Origin of the sequence: Mesorhizobium sp. RIZ17, assembly GCF_051127865.1 — a bacterium.
GTDB classification, from domain to species: domain Bacteria; phylum Pseudomonadota; class Alphaproteobacteria; order Rhizobiales; family Rhizobiaceae; genus Mesorhizobium; species Mesorhizobium humile.
This window is the reverse complement of sequence record NZ_CP147861.1, coordinates 3,233,559-3,254,624: the sequence shown is the minus strand read 5'-3', so window position 1 is coordinate 3,254,624 and position 21,066 is coordinate 3,233,559. Positions and strand designations below refer to the sequence as shown.

Annotated in this window: 22 protein-coding genes, 2 pseudogenes and 1 riboswitch; of the genes and pseudogenes, 13 read left to right on the top strand and 11 right to left on the bottom strand. The window is 60.0% G+C overall.

Features of this window, described 5'->3' with window-relative positions; translation table 11 throughout:
- Nucleotides 1-67: 67 nt before the first annotated feature.
- The 5 genes from WDX12_RS15590 (at nt 68) to WDX12_RS15570 (ending at nt 2,969) form a co-directional block, all read left to right on the top strand.
- Nucleotides 68-274, top strand: a complete 207-nt coding sequence (locus tag WDX12_RS15590) for a ribbon-helix-helix protein, CopG family (RefSeq protein WP_010913797.1) — start codon at nt 68-70, stop codon at nt 272-274.
- Nucleotides 271-918: a hypothetical protein gene (locus WDX12_RS15585; RefSeq protein WP_434725466.1), complete on the top strand. Its 648-nt coding sequence runs from the start codon at nt 271-273 to the stop codon at nt 916-918. Before WDX12_RS15590 ends, WDX12_RS15585 begins: the two co-directional genes overlap by 4 nt.
- A 15-nt stretch (nt 919-933) precedes the next feature.
- Entirely contained in the window at nt 934-1,461 is a 528-nt protein-coding gene (locus WDX12_RS15580; protein WP_434725465.1) for a helix-turn-helix domain-containing protein, read from the top strand.
- Entirely contained in the window at nt 1,458-2,414 is a 957-nt protein-coding gene (locus tag WDX12_RS15575) for an ImmA/IrrE family metallo-endopeptidase (protein WP_434725464.1), read from the top strand. Before WDX12_RS15580 ends, WDX12_RS15575 begins: the two co-directional genes overlap by 4 nt.
- 258 nt (nt 2,415-2,672) lie before the next feature.
- The gene (locus WDX12_RS15570) at nt 2,673-2,969 is read left to right on the top strand and encodes a hypothetical protein (RefSeq protein ID WP_434725463.1); all 297 of its coding nucleotides are present in this window, start codon (nt 2,673-2,675) and stop codon (nt 2,967-2,969) included.
- Nucleotides 2,970-3,250: 281 nt separating this feature from the next.
- Here the strand turns inward: WDX12_RS15570 and WDX12_RS15565 are convergent, their stop codons facing one another.
- The 4 genes from WDX12_RS15565 to WDX12_RS15550 all read right to left on the bottom strand — a co-directional run bounded on the left by WDX12_RS15565 (nt 3,251) and on the right by WDX12_RS15550 (nt 6,174).
- Nucleotides 3,251-3,706: a GNAT family N-acetyltransferase gene (locus WDX12_RS15565; RefSeq protein ID WP_434725462.1), complete on the bottom strand. Its 456-nt coding sequence runs from the start codon at nt 3,704-3,706 to the stop codon at nt 3,251-3,253.
- 11 nt (nt 3,707-3,717) lie between these two features.
- Nucleotides 3,718-4,140 (bottom strand): hypothetical protein, encoded by a 423-nt coding sequence (locus tag WDX12_RS15560; RefSeq protein WP_434725461.1) that lies wholly within the window; start codon nt 4,138-4,140, stop codon nt 3,718-3,720.
- Entirely contained in the window at nt 4,137-5,228 is a 1,092-nt protein-coding gene (locus WDX12_RS15555) for a threonine aldolase family protein (protein ID WP_434725460.1), read from the bottom strand. Before WDX12_RS15555 ends, WDX12_RS15560 begins: the two co-directional genes overlap by 4 nt.
- 70 nt (nt 5,229-5,298) lie before the next feature.
- Nucleotides 5,299-6,174 (bottom strand): AraC family ligand binding domain-containing protein, encoded by an 876-nt coding sequence (locus WDX12_RS15550; protein WP_434725459.1) that lies wholly within the window; start codon nt 6,172-6,174, stop codon nt 5,299-5,301.
- 231 nt (nt 6,175-6,405) lie between these two features.
- Between WDX12_RS15550 and WDX12_RS15545 the strand changes: the two genes are divergently transcribed.
- From WDX12_RS15545 to metE, 5 genes and pseudogenes are all read left to right on the top strand, one after another.
- Nucleotides 6,406-6,723 (top strand): transposase, encoded by a 318-nt coding sequence (locus WDX12_RS15545; RefSeq protein ID WP_069091149.1) that lies wholly within the window; start codon nt 6,406-6,408, stop codon nt 6,721-6,723.
- 230 nt (nt 6,724-6,953) lie between these two features.
- Nucleotides 6,954-7,646: an OmpW/AlkL family protein gene (locus WDX12_RS15540; RefSeq protein WP_434725458.1), complete on the top strand. Its 693-nt coding sequence runs from the start codon at nt 6,954-6,956 to the stop codon at nt 7,644-7,646.
- Nucleotides 7,647-7,736: 90 nt separating this feature from the next.
- Nucleotides 7,737-8,969 carry a cytochrome P450 family protein gene (locus tag WDX12_RS15535; RefSeq protein WP_434725457.1) on the top strand — a complete coding sequence of 411 codons (1,233 nt, stop codon included), beginning with the start codon at nt 7,737-7,739 and terminating at the stop codon, nt 8,967-8,969.
- Nucleotides 8,936-9,228, top strand: a pseudogene (locus tag WDX12_RS15530) (cytochrome P450); the annotation flags it as partial. The gene WDX12_RS15535 and the pseudogene WDX12_RS15530, both read left to right, overlap by 34 nt.
- Before the next feature lie 274 nt (nt 9,229-9,502).
- Nucleotides 9,503-9,702, top strand: a riboswitch (cobalamin riboswitch).
- A gap of 116 nt (nt 9,703-9,818) precedes the next feature.
- Nucleotides 9,819-12,149 carry a 5-methyltetrahydropteroyltriglutamate--homocysteine S-methyltransferase gene (metE, locus tag WDX12_RS15525; protein WP_434725644.1) on the top strand — a complete coding sequence of 777 codons (2,331 nt, stop codon included), beginning with the start codon at nt 9,819-9,821 and terminating at the stop codon, nt 12,147-12,149.
- 704 nt (nt 12,150-12,853) lie between these two features.
- Here metE and WDX12_RS15520 read toward each other — a convergent pair.
- Both WDX12_RS15520 and WDX12_RS15515 read right to left on the bottom strand, forming a co-directional pair.
- Entirely contained in the window at nt 12,854-13,102 is a 249-nt protein-coding gene (locus WDX12_RS15520; RefSeq protein WP_020629161.1) for a DUF982 domain-containing protein, read from the bottom strand.
- Nucleotides 13,103-13,374: 272 nt separating this feature from the next.
- Nucleotides 13,375-13,677: a DUF982 domain-containing protein gene (locus tag WDX12_RS15515; RefSeq protein ID WP_044549105.1), complete on the bottom strand. Its 303-nt coding sequence runs from the start codon at nt 13,675-13,677 to the stop codon at nt 13,375-13,377.
- A gap of 245 nt (nt 13,678-13,922) precedes the next feature.
- Here WDX12_RS15515 and WDX12_RS15510 point away from each other — a divergent pair, with 245 nt between their 5' ends.
- Complete coding sequence (locus tag WDX12_RS15510) at nt 13,923-14,387, top strand: MucR family transcriptional regulator (protein WP_172352369.1); 465 nt, start codon at nt 13,923-13,925, stop codon at nt 14,385-14,387.
- A gap of 257 nt (nt 14,388-14,644) precedes the next feature.
- Here the strand turns inward: WDX12_RS15510 and WDX12_RS15505 are convergent, their stop codons facing one another.
- From WDX12_RS15505 to WDX12_RS15485, 5 genes are all read right to left on the bottom strand, one after another.
- On the bottom strand, nt 14,645-15,244 hold the full coding sequence (locus tag WDX12_RS15505; RefSeq protein WP_434725456.1) for a cold-shock protein: 600 nt from the start codon (nt 15,242-15,244) through the stop codon (nt 14,645-14,647).
- A gap of 380 nt (nt 15,245-15,624) precedes the next feature.
- Nucleotides 15,625-16,617 carry an adenosine kinase gene (locus WDX12_RS15500; RefSeq protein WP_434725455.1) on the bottom strand — a complete coding sequence of 331 codons (993 nt, stop codon included), beginning with the start codon at nt 16,615-16,617 and terminating at the stop codon, nt 15,625-15,627.
- A 100-nt stretch (nt 16,618-16,717) separates the two neighbouring features.
- Nucleotides 16,718-17,893: a methionine adenosyltransferase gene (gene metK, locus WDX12_RS15495; RefSeq protein ID WP_434725454.1), complete on the bottom strand. Its 1,176-nt coding sequence runs from the start codon at nt 17,891-17,893 to the stop codon at nt 16,718-16,720.
- Nucleotides 17,894-17,951: 58 nt separating this feature from the next.
- Nucleotides 17,952-19,289, bottom strand: a complete 1,338-nt coding sequence (glyA, locus tag WDX12_RS15490; protein ID WP_434725453.1) for a serine hydroxymethyltransferase — start codon at nt 19,287-19,289, stop codon at nt 17,952-17,954.
- A complete protein-coding gene (locus tag WDX12_RS15485) occupies nt 19,286-19,648 on the bottom strand; it encodes an ArsR/SmtB family transcription factor (RefSeq protein WP_434725452.1) in 363 nt (120 codons plus the stop codon). The genes glyA and WDX12_RS15485 overlap by 4 nt, the downstream gene beginning before the upstream one ends.
- Before the next feature lie 344 nt (nt 19,649-19,992).
- Here WDX12_RS15485 and WDX12_RS15480 point away from each other — a divergent pair, with 344 nt between their 5' ends.
- On the top strand, nt 19,993-20,253 hold the full coding sequence (locus WDX12_RS15480; protein WP_434725451.1) for a hypothetical protein: 261 nt from the start codon (nt 19,993-19,995) through the stop codon (nt 20,251-20,253).
- A gap of 190 nt (nt 20,254-20,443) precedes the next feature.
- Nucleotides 20,444-20,922, top strand: a pseudogene (locus WDX12_RS15475) (aldehyde dehydrogenase family protein).
- Nucleotides 20,923-21,066: the final 144 nt, after the last annotated feature.

The following is a 21,066-nucleotide window of genomic DNA, read 5'->3' as shown; positions in this document are numbered from 1 at the left end:
CCTCATTTTTTGATTGACAATTATGGACTTTATAGCTACATAAACAATGCCGGTTAGGAGGCGCCCTATGAAGCGCACGATGACGCTTAACTTGTCGGACGCGGAAATGAGCGTCCTTGAAACCATGTGTGAAGAAAAAGGGCTGTCCAAAACCGCGCTCGTTCGCCAGGCGCTGCGGCTCTACAAGTCAGTCGACGATCGACTGGCGCGTGGCGAAAAGGTGTTTGTCGAAAGCGCGGATAAGTCAGAAAAAGTAGAACTGATGGTTCTATGAAAGAGCTGATCGATCGCGTCTTTCTCTTAAATCGGGCAACAGGCCGGTTCGAAGATGCAGATCTGTATCATGGCCTGGACAGCACGAATCTCGCTCATATCGAAGGACGCTGGCGACCGCTTTTTGAGTTGCGTCGCAGGGAAGCCAAGGCCTCTCTTCAGACTCTAGCGGAGGTCAATGCCGAAGACGCCCATTGGGAATGGGGCAAGAAGGCGCTGGCAGCGCTGAACGACCCGTTCCTGTTCGATTTCTTCGTGCTCGAATGTGGTGGCAGCACACAGGCCATCATGATGACGCGCAAAGGTGGCCAGGACTGCTTCAGTCGCCATCCCGAGCATCAGCGACTGCCGCTGATCTACGTGGAGTTCTTGGCGACGGCGCCATGGAATCGACCAAAGCTGGTTGCTGAGCCGACTTACAAGGGCGCAGGGCGTGTGCTCGTAGGCACGGCCGTCAGCTTGAGCCTGGAAGAAGAGTTTGCTGGCCGGATCGGTCTGCATTCCCTTCCTGGCGCAGAGGTTTTCTACCGGGATGCGATCGGAATGACGGATCTTGGAGCGGATAGCGAAGGAGTGCATAAAGGGCTGAGATACTTCGAGCTTTCCAGCAGGGATGCTGCGACTTTCCTATCCGTGCAACACTAGCAAGAGGAGTCGACCATGAAATTACATTTCACTGCCGATTGGCTACGCAGCCATATCGAACATGATCCAGATGTCGATTGCGACGCGGGACTCCCGCTGCGCGATGCAGCTCCGCTTGAGCGTCTTATGCAGGAGAAGTCTCGTCATCAAGCAACTGCGGGGCAGCCTTCGGCTGCCTCTGAACACAAAACTGTTGTGCTGTTTAAATTGGTGCATCAGCTTCGACGCAAGGACGGATTGAGCATTGCGCAGTTGGCTGCCAAAATTCGTGTTGATGCGGCGGAATTGGAGAAGGTGGAGAAGGATCCCTGCTATGTTCCAGGCCCGCGTACCGTTCATCAGCTAGCCGAGTTCATTGGGGTTTCAGCACGTGCTGTAGAACAGCTGACCGCGGCGTCGTCTGCGCAGAACGATAATCTCACCGAAGCGGCGCATCGTTTTGCCGCGAGGTCGGACGACCTGTCGAAGCTAAGCCAGGCTGAAAGGCGCGACCTCAACGATTTCGTCAAGGTACTGGCGTCAATCGATAAGAAGAATGGATGACCATGTCCGCGATTGAGCCGATAATCGGGGACTTTGAGCGCCGAGATATCCATGAGCACATATCACGTCTGCTACGTGATCTCGGCAATCCGGAGCCCCCGTTACGGCTCGAGCAGGTACGCGCGCTGCAAAAGCTTGACCTTACCTATTATAGCAAAGCGAATTTGAGCCTACTGGATGAGATCGCCCACCGGGCGCGAATCGCTGGGAACGAGATCACCAGTACCGCCAAGCGCATGGTCGATGTGGTCCAGCAATATGGCCTTCGTGGTATCCTTATGCTGAAGGAAGGCGACAAGCGAATCTTCATCGATGATGACGTAGCCGAGCTGAAGCGACGCTTCCTCATCGCACATGAGATTACACATGATCTTCTGCCTTGGCATCGCTCCCTGCTTCTGGGCGACAATGAGTCCACGCTGAACCCGACATTCCATCAGGCAATGGAGGCGGAAGCCAATTATGGCGGGCGCCGTCTCTTGTTTCTCGGGGGAAGATTTCGTCCCGAAGCGCTGGACTGCTCATTTGAATGGAAGAGTATCGAGCAGCTTCGCAAGCGCTACGGGAACACCCTTACGACGACGCTTTGGCAAATGGTTTGCGAACGCGATCCGGACTTTCCTGCCTTCGGCGTTGTCAGCCGGCATCCCTATCACAGAGATATCTGCGAGAAGGCTGGGATCGACAATGTAGCCTATTTCCCGAGATCGAAAGCGCTTGCTGAGCACTTTCCCGGAATCACCACTGAAGTTGCCTATTCCGCGATCTGCGATCACGCAACCAGCCGAAAGCGGGGTCCGGTGGGCGAAGGCGAAAGCATCTTTTGTGATGCGAACGGCGAACCCCACATATTCTGGTTGCACAGCTTCTCAAATACCTATGATTTGCTCACTTACTGCATCTACAAGAAGAAACACCAACGCATTTCCCCCGTCGGCTACAGGGCAGCCTGACTACCAACAGACGGTTATTTCAAGTGCCCGATGACAGCACAAAGGCGGCCGCTTGCGGCCCGCGACATGCTGTGGCGCTGGCATCAGCTGATCATCGACCATGCCGTCCGCCTTGCTGCCATTCTTGCGGCGGAGATGGGCAAGTCGCTTGCGAAGCCAGTTCGGAAGTCTCGCGCGGCCCGCGTATCTGCAATGGTACGCCGAAGGCCAATCGCGTCTATGGCGAGATGATCTCCCCCGCCCTCGGCGGACCGGCGCATGCTGGTGCTGAAGCAGCCGACCGGCGTTGCTGGTACGATCGCGCCGTGGAATTTTCCCGCCTCAATTCGACCGGTTGCTGGCGATGACGGCTCCGCTGGTCTCACGTTCCACCAGCAGGACTGCAACCATGTGTTCATAGTGAAGAGCGAGACGAAGGACGCGGTGACGCTTACTGCCGAGGCGACCTTATCGCATGCCCTGAAGCCGTTCATCAGACGCTCAAATTCTCGGATCGCCGTCTGGAACAAGGCCGCAGCCGAGCGGGCCCGGCAGCTCGCCCAGCAGGATGACTGATCCAGGTTCTGCAGATCGAAGAGCGGCGCTGGTCACCGAGAACGCCGCTTTGCTGAAGCGTATGCTTGAAGCCGAAACGGAGGTCGATCGCCAGAGGCGTCACAAGGCCCGCCTCGTCGCATCACGTGAGGAAGTCCAAAGCCAAAACGCTGATGCAAATGCACCGAGGTGCCCTAACCTGCGAGATCGATCATTCGGCCGTAGCATCAGGATGGTTCCGCTCGCATTCTGTCACATTGTGCGACAGGTTGCTTTGAGCCAGCCCATAGCAAACTCTGAGTCTAGATAATCCGAAAGAGCCGAGGGCCGAGTTCCTCGAACCCGTTGCGCAGGTAGAAATCGAGCGTGCGCTTCCATTTTGGTTGCCTGGGCGCTGCAAGCTCAAGTCGCTTCCAACCACGCGCACGGCCTTCCCGCGAGGCGACCTCAAGCAGTTGAGGGGCAATCCCTTTGGAGCGCTTTTCGGGTCGAACATACAGCTCCGAAATATAGCCGAACTTACCGCCTGCATAGATCGCCGTGCATTCATTCAGCACCATGATGCCGACCGGCTCGTCATCTGCAGTTGCGATCACTGCGACCACGCCAGCGTCGGCAAGCATTATCTCCGCGCTTTGTTTCACGTCGTCGGGCGCGGGCGCTTTCCCGCCAGTGAGTTCATCGAGTAGGGCGTGAATAAAACGGACGACCGTCCCTGCGTCCGTTGCGTTGGCGCGGCGAGTAGATATGGAAGGCATATTTTCTCCTGCTAGTGGTCAAAATCCCGATTCATGCTGCTATCCGCGCAGATCCGACTCACTCTTTTAAGTAACTCGGAAGAGTGAACAGCCGAGTGAACAGCATTTTTCATCAAAAATATGATAAAAAATTGCAAAATAAATATTACAAGCAACAGGATACCGATGACTTGAGGCGAATTGCGGAGATAGGGGACCTGCAAATCAACCTGGTTACTTCGTGACCGCACGGTGAAGCCGCCTTGCCGAGGTAGGATGAGGTTGCAGGTCTGGAAAGAGTCTGGGACAAAAGATACGGCCTGAAATCCCCGTGCGGCCAGAACGCTCGGATCATCAATGCAGTCGAGCAAAGAGAACATACCTAAGAGGCCGTTTGAAAATGCCTTGAACGGTCCGTGACGGGCGGCGAGAGCGCTCGACGGCGCCACACTCATTCGGCGCCAGCCGGAAGACGAGCCGAGCCGACCGGTACGCAGAGGCTGGTCGCCGCGCCGATCAAGTCGGACACGTCGGCCTCGGTCGTCGCGAAAGAGGTGACGAACCTCACGATCCCGGTCTGCCAGCGATCATGGTAGAAGCGGAATCCCATGTCGAGCAGCCCCCGGATCAGGGACGTGGGAAGTCGGCAGAATAGGATGTTGGCCTCCGGACGCTGCTGGATTTTCACGCTTGGCACCAGGGCCAACCCCTGCGCGAGCGCCGATGCCATCGCATTGGCATGGGTCGCGTTGCGAAGCCAGACACCGTCCCTCAGATAACCGTCCATTTGCGCCGCCATGAAGCGCATCTTGGAACTCAACTGGCCGGCCCGCTTGCGGCGAAAGGCTATCGTGCTCGCGAGATCTCCGCGGAACGAGACGACCGCATCGACCCCAAACGTTCCATTCTTCGTGGCGCCAAATGACACAAGGTCGACGCCGGCCTTCCACGTCATCTCGGCCGGCGAGCAGCGCAGAGTGACGAGGGCGTTGGCGAAGCGAGCACCGTCCATGTGGAGCGGCAGGTTCGCTGACCGGCAGATATGGCTGATGGCCTTGATCTCGTCGAGCGCGTAGACCGATCCCATCTCGGTCGCCTGCGTGATGCTGACGCTGGAGGGCTGGACCGAGTGGATGTCGCCCACCATGCGCGTTGCATTGGCCGCCAAGGCGTCGATGTCGATTTTGCCAGCCTCGCCTGGAAGCTGCACCAACTTCGCACCGGCTGTGTAGAACTCCGGCGCGCCGCACTCGTCGCGGTTGATGTGCGCGTCGGCGTGCGAGAGGATGCTGCCCCATGGCGGCGTAATCGCCGCCAGCGCCAGCGCGTTCGCCGCCGACCCCGTCGAAACGAGGAACACGTCGACCGCATGCTCGAACACCTCGGCGAGCTGGCGCTCGACGGTATGCGTCAGCTCATCGTTGCCGTAGGGAAGCGCCTGACCCGACGCGCACGCGGTGATGGCTGCGATCACCTCGGGGGAGACGCCGGCGATGTTGTCGCTGGTGAAGTCGCGGGGGCGGGTCTGCTTGCTTTCGTTCATGGTCTGACGCTCGTTTCATCCATTGAGCGTCCAAGCTAGACGGTTCGCCGCGCGCTTTATTGAACGATATTCAAACCGAGAGGTAACGCGCCGGCGTCACCCCCAGCACCGCCTTGAAGTGCCGGGTCAGGTGGCTCTGGTCCGCGAACCCTACCGCGACGGCGACCTCGGCGACCTGCTGACCTCGCCTCAGCAGCCGTCGCGCCTCGTCGATGCGGACCTGGATGAGGTAGCGGGTGGGGGGCAACCCGAAATGCGCCTTGAAGCCATCGATCAAGGTCGCCTTGGAGCATCCGGCGAGGGCGGCCAGGGCGGCGAGCTGCAGGACTTCGTCGGAGTGGGCATGGATGAAGTCACGGACGTCGCGGAACCTCGGCGGTACCAATTTTCGCTCAGCAACGCGCGACCCGCCGGCCTCTGCGAAGACGTGGTGCAGGAAACGGATCAGATACTCCTCGATCTCCAGTGCCGAGCTATGCCCATGTTCAAGCAGGCGCCAAAACGCGCTGAGGCCGTGTGCAACTGGGGCATTCTCCTGGAACGGGCTTTTGAAGTCGATCGTTCCGGGTTCGTTTTGGCCGCTGTCCTCAAGGACTTGCCGGATAAGGACTTCGGGCATGTAAAAGATCTTCTGGCTCCAGCCAAGATCGTCACCAGCACCCCCGAAATGCGGTTCCCCGGGCGCGAAGGTCGCGACGGTGCCGCTACCGGCGTGCCAAACCTCACCTCGGCACCAAACATCATGGACGCCTCGCTCGATCAGCCCGATCAGATACTCGTTGTGGACATGCTTGGAGAAATCCTGCCGGTGATAGTCCGCCGCCAGGTAATCGAGCCCGCCAAGGACATCGGAGTGCTTCATCACCGCACGATTGCGCGGCGGCCGCCCCGGGGGTTCAGAACGGCCACGCGCCTTTTCGTCGCATTCTACGGCGGTATCGGCCACTTGATGATCAATCCAGGTCGGTCGTCACAACGATATCGTGCTCTCGTAGCGAATTTCAAACCGAAGCAGGATTAATTGCCGCCCGAAGAGGGGCCTGCTGCAGGCCGGGCAGCGGATTGGCGGGATTAATCGTGTTTCAAGCTTGGGATGTGGACCCGAGCGACGCGTGGCCGTGTGGCCGATATCAAGAAGAAGACCAAGCGCTATCCCCTCCGATCTGACGCATGAGGAATGGTCGCGGATAAACCGTTCCTGCCGGGCGCGGCCAAGACCGGGCGGCGCGTGGTGACGGACCTGCGCGAGGTCTTGAACGCGATCCGCTACATGGCCCGATCAGATGGCGGCTGGCGCATGCTGCCAAAGGATTTCCCGCCCATATCGGTCGCGGTCGAGACGCCTTACGGACATGCCCACGAACTGCGCCAACTGGCTGGAACGTTCCCCGGCCTGACGGCGAAGCAGCAGGCGCCGATCAAAGCGCTGAACGCAGAATACGCCAAAACTCGAAGCCGAGTACGAGCATGCCAACGAACTGCCGGCCGATGTTGACGAACGGCTACCAGGGGCGGCTACGGCTGCACTCATTGTCGGATCTTCGACGAAGTCGGACATGAGACACAGCGCTATCGGAGTGACCGCATTGTTCTGCAACGATTTTCTCATTTGGCACGACACATGCGGGGGCTATCCCGCATGAGCGCTCCGTCAATCTCGATTGATGCGAGCAGGATTCAATCAAGGCGCAGTGCGTCGCTTCTGAAGATCAAGGAGAGAAAAGTATGGCGAGAGCGCGAATTGGCGTGGCGCGGGCAATGACAGCGGCTGTCGTCCTCATCGTTGCGGGACAGGCCGGCGCGGCAGATGTTGGGCAAGCCGCGAGCGTCCCGCAGGCAGAAGCCTGCGTCGCGGAAGCGCCAAGCCCCTGGCAGATCCGCCTGCGTGCGTTGGGGGTGATCACCGAGGATTCGGGCTATGTCAATGCGGTGCCCGGCTCCGGTCTTTCGTATTCGGACACCGTGACGCCGGAACTCGATATTTCATACTTCTTCACGGACAACATCGCCGCCGAACTCATACTCGGCACCACCTATGCCAACATCGATGGCCAAGGTGCGATCGGCGGGCTTGGCAAGGTCGGCAAGGTTTGGCTGCTGCCGCCCACGCTCACATTGCAGTATCATTTTACCGATTTCGGCGCCTTCGAGCCCTATATCGGCGCCGGCGTGAACTATACGATCTTCTATCATCAGCAAGTCGGCAGCGCCGATGATCTCAAGGTCAAGAACACATTCGGCGCCGCGCTGCAGGTCGGATTCGACTACATGGTGGACCAGCACTGGGGCGTCAACTTCGACGTGAAGAAGCTTTTCCTCAAGCCCGACTTCGACGTCACTGTCGCCGGCGCCAAGCTCACGGGCAAGGCCAAGCTCGATCCCTGGTTGATAGGCGCAGGTCTCACCTACCGCTTCTGAGGACGAAGCACGGGGCACTTTTCGAAGTCCGCGCGCGGATCTTCCGTGCCGAGAAGTGGACCCGCGATGGTTCTTAAAGGAGTTGTTGGCATGCGCGTAGAAAACGATCATTGCGACGTGATCGGTGTGCCGGCCGCTCCCACGCAACTTGATCGTCTTTCTTCTGCGATTCTGCGGCAGGGGGGGATGGCGCGAGTGTCGCTGCCAGGCGATGTGGTGACCTGGGCGGCAGCCCGTCACCAGACGCTCAGGCAGATGCTTTCCGACCAGCGTTTCAACAAGGACTGGCGACAGTGGCGGGCGCTGCAGGACGGCGAGATTCCCGAGGATCATCCGCTGATCGGGATATGCAAAGTGGACAACATGACCACGGCGCACGGCGCCGATCACCGGCGCTTGCGCGGCCTGCTGTCCAGCAGCTTCGCGCCCAGTCGTATCGCCTTGCTGGCGCCACGGGTCGAACAATGCGTCGATCGACTCCTGGCCGAGATGGCGCAGCACGGCGGCAGTGCCGATCTGATGAGCGAGTTCGCCGCTCCGCTGCCCACCAACGTGATCGCCGAACTGTTCGGTTTGCCGGACGAACAGCGCGAAGAGATCGTCGCGCTCACCTACAGCCTGGCCAACACCTCCGCCACAGGCGAAGAGGTGCGACAGACGCGGCAGCGCATCCCGGAGTTCTTCCGTCGCCTGATCGCGCTCAAGCGGGGCCAGCTCGGCGATGATCTGGCTTCGGCCCTGATCGTCGCGCGTGACAAAGGCGAGCTCGTTTCCGACACCGAGCTCATCGACATGCTGTTCATGGTGCTCTCTGCGGGCTTCGTGACCACCGCCGGCGTCATCGGCAATGGCGTGCTGGCATTGCTGACGCATCCGCAGCAACTGCACTTGGTGCGCAGCGGCCAAGTTCCGTGGTCACAGGCGATCGAGGAGATCCTGCGCTGGGGCAGCTCAGCGGCCAATCTGCCGTTCCGCTATGCCACCCAGGACGTGGAGATCGACGGATGCCTGGTCCGCCGCGGCGATGCCGTCCTGATGGCGTTCCATGCGGCGAACCGGGACGAAAAGGCCTTCGGTCCCGGCGCCAACAGGTTCGATGTCACCCGGCGGCACAACCCGCATTTGTCATTCGGCGAGGGGCCGCATTCCTGCCTGGGCGCTGCGCTGGCGCGCCTGGAATTGCGCTGCGCCTTCCCCGCGCTGTTCGGGCGGCTGGAGGATCTGGCGCTGACCATCGCTGCGGAGGACGTCGTCTACATGCCGTCTTACGTCATTCGCTTCCCGCAGCGCCTGCCGGTCAGCTTCCGCCCTTCCGTCGCTTAGAGAGTGCGGCATTCACCCCGGATTCGGTGATTCTCGGTTCGCCGGGGTGGCTGGTCTCGCACGAGGGGGGCGAGCATGCCCGGTTACGCACGATCGTGGCGCCGGCCTTCAGCAATCGCAGGGTGAAGCTGCTCGCGCAGCAGGTCGAGGCGATCGCCGCGCAGTTGTTCGAGACGCTGGCGGCCCACCCCAGTCCGCCGACCTGAGGCGCCACCTCTCCTTTCCGCTTCCGGACATGGTTATCAGCGTGCTGATGGGCGAGTGCGCAAGCACGCTGAGCGAAGCCGAGCGGGAACAAGTACCGGGATTCCCGGCTGACCGTGACGACCTGGCCCGACTTTACGCCCTTTGAGCCCGGCGACCTCGATCTGATCCGGCGTCGCCGATGGGGACAAGGATCTCTCCGAGCCTGCACTGATAAGAGGCGGCATCGTAAGCGGCTTTGGGCGAAAGAGACCGATCAGCGCAAGGGCATTATTCGCATCATCACATAAACATCTCGTTATATGTATTGACAAGGAGCGAAGCTGCTGTGATTGTGCGCATGTCGTGGTTCTCCGCGCGGCACTGCTGTAGCGGAGCTAAGAGGGAAGCCGGTGCGATGCCGGCGCTGCCCCCGCAACTGTTAGCGGCGAGCCAAGCCCATTGGTGTCACTGAGGCGAACGGCCTCGGGAAGACGGGCAGAGGCTTTGACCCGCGAGCCAGGAGACCTGCCACGACGAACAACGTCCACGGGCGGGGTGTCTCGGTGGCCGCGGTAGCCTGGCTTCGTGCCGCCTGCTCGCGCGTTCCTTGTCCCCACGCCCCAACCATCGGGGTATGGCATGACTGTCTCTCAACACATTCCAGTGGCAACGCTCGGCGTGCCGCGTATCGGTCGACGGCGGGAACTCAAATTCGCGCTTGAAAGCTACTGGTCCGGAAAATCTCCCGCTGCCGACCTGCTCGCGACGGCGAAGGCGCTACGCGCCGCCAGTTGGAGGGAGCAGCACGATCGCGGCGTGTCGAAAATCCCCTCCAACGATTTCTCGCTTTATGACCATGTGCTCGACACCGTCGCCATGGTCGGCGCCGTGCCGGCACGATACACCTGGACTGACGGCGAGGTCCCACTCGATACCTATTTCGCAATGGCGCGCGGCAACCAAGATCAGGCCGCGGATTGTGGACATGCCGGTAACGAGCATGCGGCCAACGGGCATGGCCTTGCCGCGATGGAAATGACCAAATGGTTCGACACCAACTATCACTACATTGTGCCGGAACTCACGGACGATCAGAGCTTTGCCCTCTCGTCGGCGAAACCGGTCGATCATTTCCTCGAGGCCAAGGTGCTCGGCATCCACACGCGCCCGGTCCTGCTTGGACCGGTTACGTTTCTCAAGTTGGCGAAGTCACCTGAGGAAGGTTTCAACCCTATCGCGCTCCTGCCACGGCTGCTGCCCGTCTACGAGGAGCTCCTGCGGAGGCTGAAGCTCGCGGGAGCCGATTGGGTGCAGATCGATGAGCCGGCGCTCGTGGTCGATCTGGTTCCCAACGAACGGGATGCGCTCCAATTCGCCTACTGCCGGCTGTCAAAAGCAGCACCGGAGTTGAAGATCATGGTCGCTACCTATTTCGGATCGCTGGGAGACAATCTCGAGACCGCAATTTCTCTGCCCGTGGCGGGACTGCACGTCGATCTCGTGCGCGCTCCAGAGCAGTTGGAGACCGTCGGCCGGCTCGCGCAGAAGGAACTTGTGCTCTCGCTCGGGCTGATCGACGGCCGCAACGTCTGGCGCGCGAACCTGCCTGCCATACTTGACCGCATCAAGCCGATCGTCGCCGGCTGGCCGCTGGACCGCGTGGAGATCGCCCCGTCCTGCTCGATGCTGCATGTGCCGATCGACCTGGACATGGAGACGGCACTCGATGCGGACGTGAAATCGTGGCTCGCCTTCGCGGCGCAAAAAACCGACGAGCTGGTCGTGCTCGCCCGTGCCCTGGCTGAAGGCCGGGACGCGGTCGCCGCCGAACTAGAGGCGTCGGCTGAGGCTGCCGCCGCTCGCGCGACATCCGCGAAGGTGCATGATCCGCTCGTCGAAGGCCGGGTCGCCAGCATCAAGGTCGCCATGTCGCGCCGGAAGAGCGCATTCGACGTGCGCTCCAAGCTTCAGGCCGACACGTTTGGTTTGCCTTTCTTCCCCACCACGACGATCGGCTCCTTCCCGCAAACAGCCGAGGTTCGCAAGGCGCGGGCAGCTCATGCCAAGGGCGAGCTGAGTTACGTCGACTACGAGGCGTTCCTGAAGAAAGAGATTGAAGCCGCCGTTCGCTGGCAAGAAGAGATCGGACTCGACGTGCTGGTCCACGGCGAATTCGAGCGCAACGATATGGTGCAGTATTTCGCCGAGCAGCTCTGCGGCTTCGTCTTCACGCAACACGGGTGGGTGCAGAGCTATGGCTCGCGCTTTGTGCGACCCCCGATCATCATTGGCGATGTGTCGCGACAAAATCCGATGACACTACACTGGTGGCGATACGCCCAGTCGCTGACGCCGAAGCCGGTGAAGGGCATGCTTACCGGCCCGGTGACGATCCTCAACTGGTCCTTCGTCCGGGACGACCTTCCGCGCTCAGCCGTCTGCCGCCAGGTCGCGCTCGCCATTCGCGATGAAGTGAGCGACCTCGAAAAGGCCGGCGCCAGGATGATCCAGATCGACGAAGCCGCACTGCGCGAGGGCTTGCCGCTTCGTGAGGCCGACTGGGAAACCTATCTCGACTGGGCCGTCGAATGCTTCCGGCTGGCTTCAACGGCGGTTGGCGATGCGACCCAGATTCACACCCATATGTGCTACTCCGAGTTCGGCGACATCGTGGACGCGATTGCTGCAATGGATGCCGATGTGATCTCCATTGAAACCTCGCGCTCGCAGATGGAACTGCTCGATACGCTGCGAACCTTCAAGTATCCGAACGAGATCGGTCCCGGCGTCTATGACATTCACTCGCCGCGGGTCCCGGAAGTGGGCGAAATTTCCAACCTCATCATGCTTGCGCGCGAGCGATTGTCGGATGGCCAACTGTGGGTGAATCCCGACTGCGGTCTCAAAACGCGCAGGTGGGAGGAGGTCCGCCCTGCCCTGGTGAACATGGTGGCTGCGGCACGCGCAATTCGGGAAAAAGCGCAGACGGCGTAGGGCTCGGTGCCACTCGCCGGCGGTGAGCGGCAACGCCACACACCGGGCATCCTTGGGGGAGTCTATCCGGCGCGCCCAAGGCAATCGCGCTGCCGGTGACGAAGCGCCTCGGCAAGCTTGGCCTGGCCGCGGCCCTTGTTACGACGCGTCGAAGTCAGCTTTCCAGACGCCGCCGTTGGCTGGCGATCGAAGGAGGCTTGGCCTCAAATGAGCCGGCCAGAAACGAGGCGGCTCACCGCCAGCCAGTTTCGGATTATTCCGTATTGGGATAATCCAGTATCACTATCGTCTCCCCGACCTTGATCGCCGAAACCCCGTTCCCGACCATCGGGAGAGGCATCGGCGATCACGCGGCGCCGGTCTGCGGAGCGTGTTCCGGGAAACCGGATACAGGGCTAAGCTGGGGAAGGTTCAAACGGCACTTCTGGAGACTATTGAGGCGGCATCGACGCTCTGCCATCTGCAGCGGGCCAATTCCCGCTCGATGGCTCCGTCTGCCTCTGGCTGCAATCACCATCACCGCGACGGCGAAGCCGAGCGGCCGCAGCTGGCTGGCGGACCCCTTGTGTTTTGATGGTGAAGATCCGGCGCCGGACCAGGAAAGCCATCGCGGAAAGTGCGGGGTTGGCTTGCTCCTGGCGTGATCGGACCGCGCCCAATCGCGACGCGCAGATGGCCGAGATTCATGAGCGGCGTCCTAAATCTCAATCGCTGCGCAAAATGCGTGCTTCGAGCGCAGCTGCGACGAAAGCTCGTCTAGCGGCTGGTGGATGGGTCTTACCGCGTAACACCTGCAGACAGGTGTCCATCGCTATCCTGCGTTTATCGGTCTCATGATGCAGATCCCGCAGCAAGATAGCGGCCGCGTCGTTGACGTCGAACACGATACGCTCCGAGCTGCGGCGGCTAACCTGAACAACGACTGGCCTCTCAAATCTGATCAACCCGGTCATCCCCCTCCTCCACAGCCACTACGCGGCAAACAGCCCGGGTCGCATTTCTTAACTCAGCCAAACGCGACCGCTGCACCTGCGCCATTGAGCCTGGCCATTGGCGGGCAAGCGATCGCCATGAGGCGCGTCCGGCCATGGTCAGCTTGCGTGCCGATCTGCGGTTGTGCAGTCGATGGTGAGGAACTGCTTCTCATTCGCGTGGTCTAGCTGTGAAACCTGGACATAGTGCACTGTTTGACGCGCCTCGCCGGTCTCAAATATGTCGTCGATGTCTACACCTGCACTTTTCCACTGCCCGATCTGCAGGCGGCGATCCACTGCATCGCGGAGGTTGAATCTTCCAAGATGGCGACCCGCTTCGCAAAGCCGAAAAAGGCATTGCGCGCCGTGCTTACCGGCTTGCGCCCATCGTACGCATCGTAGCATGCCCTCAGGGCGGCTTCGTGGATCATGTCTCTGCGATCTTCCGGCCATTCATTGAGAAAATCGATTGCATCCGCAAGGCCGGCAATCTCTTGGATGATGTGCGTTGCGCGCTTCACAAAAAGGGGGCTGCTGAAAGCCTCAGCGTTCATTGGTTTCTCCCAACTTTCCAAATAGCCAATTTGCATGAAGATGCGCCCGCATCGACACGGCGACCATGGCACAATGTGTTGTCAGGGCGATGACGGTTCAAGCGGAAGATCCGTGACGGCGACCGGGCGTGCAGCGATCCGCCAACACATCATGCAATGGCTTTGGTTGCCATCAAACGCGGTCGTCACTATTAAGCTACGAGATGATTCTTACCCGGCTACTCTAATTCCGCAGGAGCGTTTTCATGACCGAAGAAACCGAGAGCAAAGCCGACAACCTCATCGAACTCACCGCCCACGTCGTCTCAGCCTATGTTTCGAACAATCCGGTTCCCGTCAGTGAACTGCCTGGGCTGATCGGCCAGGTCCACATCGCATTGAAAGCCACTGCTGGTGGTGCCGCACCAGAAAAGTCGGAAGCTCTCAAGCCTGCCGTACCGATCAGAAAATCGGTTACACCCGATTACATTGTCAGCCTTGAGGACGGTAAGAAGTTCAAGTCGCTCAAGCGTCACCTGGCGACCCACTATGGCCTTACACCCGACGAATATCGCGCGAAATGGGAGCTGCCGGCGGACTATCCCATGGTGGCGCCGAACTACGCTGCGGCGCGCTCGGCATTGGCCAAGACCATGGGTCTGGGCCGCAAGCCGAAGGAACCGGAAACGCCGGCACCTGCCAAGCGTGCCCGCAAGAAAGCGGCAGCCTGACCGCACTTTTTCAGGATGGGCTAAGCGGATCAGGCATCATTTCGCAGTCGCGAGATAAAATTTGTGCGTTGCAATATCCGCGGCGATCGGTATGATCATGGTGTCGGCCATCTACTCCTCCCAGATGTGGCCCCGACGCTGAATGGGGCGCACCTCCTCCCGCGTCTCGTTCTAAATCGAGCCCGCTGCCACCTCCTCCCGGTAGCGGGCTTTTTCTTTGTCTGAGGCGCGATTTCGGTAGGCCAACGCATTTGGCTCTAAGCGAGGCGAATGCTCCGAACTTCCAGGCCTTTCTTGCCCTGCCCGCATTGGACAAACACCTTCTGACCCTCCATCAGCATGCTGAGTCCTGAGCGGGTCAGCGCGGTGGCATGAACGAAGATGTCCTTCTCACCGTTTTCAGGTGCAATGAAGCCGAAGCCCTTTTGGGGATTGTACCATTTGACCGTGGCCTCGCTCTCCAACTGGGCGCTCGTCCCGGCGGTGGACTCTCCAGCGCAACGCGTATGCACCTGAGGTTTCGCGGTCTGACCGCCTACCTCCAGCACTTGCGCGACCTGATGACCTCTTGGACTTTCTTCCGTTGTGACCTTGAGACGCGTTCCCTCGGAAACACCGCGGCTCCCGGCCGCCTCCAGCACCCGGATGTGCAGATAGGCCTGGGTGCCCTCCGGCAGTTTGACAAAGCCAAAACCCTTGCTGGTGTTGAACCACATCACTTCGGCGTCGACAGCGGATGCGGCTAGGGTCGACGAACGCTGAAAGTAGCTTGGCTCGGAAGGCCGTTCCGCAAAAGAAACCGGGTCATCGTCATGACGATGCCGGCGTGGCTCACGATGATCTTTATATTTGCTCATGATCGTCTCGACTCGGCTGAACACCTCATTGCGCCTCCCGGCAGGATAATCTCAATCGGGCGATGCATTGATGTCAATTCACCAGTTGGCCGCTTCACCCCCTCTATCGCATCACGATCCCGGCCGACCTGTTGCCACACGAGGTCGATGATGGCGGTGAGCAATATATGCCGCAGGTCGACCAGCTGATCCGAACGCGTTCCCTATATCGCACGGCAAAAGGGTCGCGCTGAAGGGCGGCACCGCCATCAACCGTTTCGATCGTGACATGCCGCGGGCTGCCGCCTCACGCGGATGCGCATCCGACATTTCGATTTACGCGCAATTTACCCGCACAGCCTGCAGGAGGGAGACGGGCAGCTTGTCGTTGAGTCGTCCGGCTAGATCAACCCCGCCTGCTCAGCCTCGCGGCGCAAATTCTGCCGTGGCCTGGGGCCGATCTGCTGGATCACCAATCCGGCCGCCAGTGAGCCAAGGTCGCCGCAGGTCTTGAGGTCGCGGCCCTGCGTATAGCCATGCAGGAAACCGGCGGCGTAGAGATCGCCGGCGCCGGTCGTGTCGACCAGTTCCCGGATCGCCGTCGCTTGGATGACCACGGTCTCGTTGCCGCGCACGATGACCGAGCCTTTTTCTGAGCGGGTGACGGCGGCGATCCGGCAATCCTTGCGGATCTGCGCCAGCGCCTCGTCGAACGACGATGTCTGGTAGAGCGACTTGATCTCGTGGCTGTTGGCGAAGACGATGTCGACGGTGCCCGAGCGCATCAGCTCGAGGAACTCGTCCCGGTAGCGGTCGACGCAGAACGAATCCGACAACGTCATAGACACTTCGCGTCCGGCCTCGTGTGCGAGCTTCGCCGTCTGCCGGATCGCCTCTTTGGCGCGCGGCGGGTCCCAGAGATAGCCTTCGAAATAGGTGACCTTGGCGCCGGAAGCCTTGTCGGCCTCGACATCTTCCGGCCCGAGTTCGACGCAGGCGCCGAGATAGGTGTTCATCGAGCGTTCGCCGTCGGGGGTGACGAAGATCATCGAGCGCGCCGTCGGCGGCTCGCCCTTGAGCGGCTTTGTGTCGAAGGCGACACCCTGCGCATGAATGTCATGGGCGTAGATTTCGCCCAGCGCATCGTTGGAGACCTTGCCGAAGAAGGCGGCACGGCCGCCGAAGCTGGCGACGCCGGCCGCCGTGTTGCCGGCGCTGCCGCCGGACGCCTCGATCGCCGGGCCCATGCGGCTGTAGAGCAGTTCGGCGCGCTGGGTGTCGATGAGGTTCATCGCGCCCTTGATGATGCCGTTGGTCTCGAGGAAGTCCTCGTCGCACTGGGCGATGATGTCGACAATGGCATTGCCGATGCAAAGCACGTCATAATCCGGCATCAATGTCTCCGCCAACTACCCACCGGCTTGCTGCTATGCCGCCCGGGCGCGGGTCTAGCGAGTTGAAATGGGTTGCCGCATGCGCTTGACCCAGCGGCCCTCACGCAGCTGCCGGTCCTGCTTCACGCAGCAAGTCATCGGCTCTGTCCGTCTTCTCCCAGGTGAATTCAGGCTCTTCACGGCCGAAGTGTCCGTATGTCGCCGTCTTGCGGTATATCGGGCGTAAGAGATCAAGCATCTTGATGATGCCTTTCGGCCGGAGATCGAACAGCTCAAGAACAAGGCACTCGATCCTTTTTTCGTCAATCCTTGCGGTTCCGAAGGTATTGACCATGACAGAAACCGGACTGGCCACGCCGATCGCGTAGGCAAGCTGAACCTCGCAGACCTCCGCAAGTCCGCTGGCAACGATATTCTTTGCGACGTACCGCGCCGCATAGGCTGCTGAGCGGTCAACCTTGGATGGGTCCTTGCCCGAAAAGGCGCCGCCGCCGTGACGCCCCGTTCCACCGTAGGAATCGACGATGATCTTGCGTCCAGTGAGGCCGCAATCGCCGGCAGGCCCACCGACCACGAATCGCCCTGTTGGATTGACCAGAAATCTGATCCCCGAAGTATCCAGGTGGGTCGGCAGGACTGGTTTTATGATCTCCTCAATGACGCCTTCGCGGACTGTATCTTGGGAGACCGCCTCGTCATGCTGCGTTGACAGGACTATGGTGTCCAGCGCCACCGGGCGAAGACCCTCGTAGCGTACGGACACTTGAGATTTCACGTCTGGCCGAAGCCAGCCAAGCTGTCCCGTTTTCCGGACCTCTGCCTGTTTTTTCGTCAAATGATGAGCGAGTTGGATCGGCAAGGGCATCAATGTATCCGTCTCGTTGCATGCGAATCCAAACATGAGGCCCTGATCCCCCGCCCCCTGCTCGAGATCCTGCCCTCGTCCTTCATCAACGCCCTGGCTTATGTCGGGCGACTGCTCGGTGAGAGCCAGAACGACGGCGCAACGTCGACCATCAAAGCCGATGGCATCGTCGTCGTAGCCAATGTCGAGGATCGTATCGCGGGCAACCTGAGTGTAATCGATCGCCGCGTGGCTGGTGATCTCTCCAGCCAGAACGACCATCCCTGTCTTCACCAACGTTTCACAGGCGACGCGCGCCTTCGGGTCGGTGCGGAGGATGGCATCGAGGATGGCATCCGAGATGTTGTCTGCCATCTTGTCGGGGTGTCCCGCGCCGACGGATTCGGAAGAGAACACGAACTGCCTGGTCATGGAATGGCCTCGCTTCAAATGTTGGAGTTAGGTGGGGAGTTTCTGGATTCGGGCGGCCTTACCGGTCGCTGATGCCGGGAACATCGAACGCAGCGCAGAAGTCGGCAACGTCTCTTCGCACGTTCGCATGAACTTCCTCGTCGTCGGGCTGGCGGCAGACCAAATCAATGAAAGCGGCGATCTGCACCATTTCCCCTTCACGCATGCCCATGGACGTCACTGCCGGCGACCCCAAGCGGATTCCGCTTGTGACCGCCGGGTCGCGCGGGTCTCCCGGCACCATGTTGAAGTTCGTAATGATGCCTGCCTTGGCCAGGCGCTCGGCATAGGCTTTGCCCGATAGCGGCCGGGCCCGCAGATCAAGGATCAGCATGTGATTGTCAGTCCCGCCGGTGACCAGGTCATAACCACGGTCCAGAAGCGCCTGGGCTAGCGCCTTGGCATTTTTGACGATCTGCTGTCCGTAGGTGCGGAAAGACGGGGTCGCGGCCTCCTGCAAAGCGACAGCTAGCGCGGCGATGGTATTCACATGGGGCCCGCCTTGCAGTTGAGGAAATACCGCGCGATCAATCCGTTTGGCGAGATTGTGTTTGCTCGTGGGATGATAGAGCGCCTGATACCGATCTTCATTCTTCGACAAAATAAAGCCTCCACGGGGGCCGCGGATCGACTTGTGAGACGTGCTGGTGACGACGTCGCAATGGGCCACGGGATTCGGATGCGCTCCAGCGACAATCAGGCCGCTGATGTGCGCAATGTCGGCCACGAGATAGGAGTTCGCCTCCGCAGCGATTTCGGTCATTGCCGCGTAGTCAAAGACACGCGGATAAGCAGTTCCGCCGACCCAAATGAGTTTCGGCCGTTCCCGCCTGGCGGTCTCGCGCAAGCGGTCATAGTCAATTTGCTGCGTCTTATCGTGCAGCCCATAGGGGACGCGTTGATAATCAGTGCCGGAAAAGTTGACGGACCACCCATGAGTCAGATGGCCGCCTTCGGGCAAAGGCAAGCCCATGACTTTGTCACGGGGGCTCAAAAGCGCGCGATAGACAGCCTGGTTGGCTGGTGAGCCCGAATAAGGCTGGACGTTGGCGTGCTCACTGCCAAATAGCGCTTTCAGGCGCTCGATCGCGAGGGTCTCAAGCTCATCGACGATCTCGTTTCCCGCGTAGTAGCGCGCACCCGGGTAGCCCTCGGCATATTTGTTCGCGAAGATAGAGCCGGTCGCTTCCAGTACGGCTGAGGAGGCAAAGTTCTCAGATGCGATGAGTTTGAGCATCGTCCGCTCTTGCCGCCTCTGTCGTAGAAGCAGTTCGTGAACGCGGCAATCGACATGGACCAAGGACGACCGTCCGAATGTGCCGGGCCCAGCGATGGCTACGTCAGCGGTGTTCTTCATGGTAGTTTCGCACTCCCACTTAGGCAGATCTTTTCACGATCAAGCAGCAGTCCCCTTCGACCACGCGTCTGTACCGCCTCGAGCCGCTCCAGGTCCCGCTTATGATACCCATCGTCGTGGGGCAGGAGATCGACCAGGAATTGAACCAACCCGCCGTCCTTGCCCCCTGCATTGAGATGATATGAGGACCAAGGACGTTGTCCGTTGCCGCAAAGAAAGTTGGCTTTGGCGAGCATCCGGACGTGTCGCGCAACGCGCTCCCGACGAAGATCGAGAATCGCAGCTAGTTCGCAAACAGTCAGGTCGGCATGCGCGCAAAGGCCCAGGATCCGTAGGCGATCAAGATGTGCTGCTGTCATTAGGCGATCGACAAGTATCATCATTGGTCAGAACGACAGCAAATAGAAGAACCGAACCTCGTCCTGCTTGGATTTTGTCATCTCGCGCTCTTCGCAAATTCTGTTCAGCAGCTGAACACGAATGCACAAGATTTATGCCGCCGCTGAACTTGAAACTGTGGTGATCGTACCACTGACGGAGAATTGTGTCCGCAAAGTTTGCGTAAATTTCTTTGAAGGATCTGTTGCAACACCTAAACAATAACGCAACGAGATCGGCGAGATGCTGGTAAGACGGCAAGCTGGAACTGCTCAAGAGTGAGGCGATCGGCATCACCTTTCCCCAAGGGGCAGTGCTAATTTTCATGGTGCACCTGATCCGCCATTTATTTGATTTCGTGTCACGGGAGGATCGCAAAGCCGTCGTGCCGACGCTCCGCGTAATGAAGGCTCTGGAGGACTTCGAGGCCGGCGACTGGGCCGGCGGTACCCAGCGATTATTCAGAGCTGGCTGCGACTGGCAGCGCGTCGCGCCGTTCTTCGTCTATCCGAGTGTGCGCAGCATACATCTACACGACGGATGCGTTTCGAAATGTCCGCGGCGCGTCGGCGCCATTTCCAAATAGCGCTTTATCCTGGTCAGCCAGGTCGCACCAAATTCAGGCGGGGAAATCCTGATACCACGATCCATAAGCATGTGACCGCGCCGGACAGCACGGCGAATGCGTACGCCGAAGAAGCCAATCGCATCAATGGCGAGACGATCCCCTCACCGTCGACAGACCGTCGCATGCTGGTGTTTAGCAGCCGAACGGTGTGGTCGGCACGATTACGCCGTGGAATTGCCCAGCGTCGAGGGTTGGCGCGCAAGATCTCGCCGGCCCTGGCCGCGGGCGGCTCAAACCTGCTGAACAGACGCCGCTCGTGGCAGGCGCAATGTTCGCCCTCGCGCACCGAGCCGGCTTTCCCGACGGCGTCATGAACCTGGTCTACGCGTCCGAAGGTGATGGCGTTGGCCGCGAACTCTGCTCCAATCCCACGGTCTGAAAAATCAGCTTCACAGGCTCGACCGAAGTTGGGCGGCTGCTCATGCGCAAGAACTCGGACCAGATCAAAAAGGTCAGCCTCGAGCTCGGCGGCAATGCGCCTTCATCGTCTTCGACGACGCCGAAATCGACGCTGCGGTTGACGGCGCGATTCAGGCGAATCTCCGCAACGCCGGCCAGACTCGTGTTTCAGCGAACCGCCTTTACGTCCACTCGAGCGTTCACGAGAGTTCGTCGAAAAATTCGTGAAGAAAGTGCGGCACTTGTAGCGATGGCTTCGCTCCGGGATCTACGGCCTCACCGCCTATTTCTATGCTACCTGAAGTGTGTCTGGCGAGTGGTCGAGGCATTGGAATATGGCATGGTTGGCAGCAACACGGGGCGTATTTCTTC